The sequence below is a fragment of the Nocardioides cremeus genome (assembly GCF_030518195.1).
Taxonomy (GTDB): domain Bacteria; phylum Actinomycetota; class Actinomycetes; order Propionibacteriales; family Nocardioidaceae; genus Nocardioides; species Nocardioides cremeus.
The window spans coordinates 1-213 of record NZ_JAULSC010000476.1 but is presented as its reverse complement, the minus strand read 5'-3'; the positions used below and the strand labels follow the sequence as shown (position 1 = coordinate 213).

At 77.0% G+C, this 213-nt stretch carries 1 protein-coding gene; it reads left to right on the top strand.

The genetic code is table 11. The annotated features are described in order from the left end of the window. Positions 1 to 213: magnesium transporter MgtE N-terminal domain-containing protein (locus QWJ41_RS21785; RefSeq protein ID WP_439117361.1), on the top strand; the 213-nt coding region annotated here is incomplete at both ends.

Here is a 213-nt window from a genome sequence, read left to right as displayed (position 1 = left end):
GTGTGGCGCGACGTCGAGGGGCTGCCCCGGCGCGCGGAGCCCCTGGGGGCGACCCACCTGGTGCACGCGCTCAACGAGAGGCGCCCGGCCGCCGCCGCCACGATGATCCACGACCTGCCGCTCGCGCGGCGCGCCGCGGTGGTGGGCGCGCTCGACGACGAGCGGCTGGCCGACGTGCTCGAGGAGATGCCCGACGAGGACCAGGTCGAGATC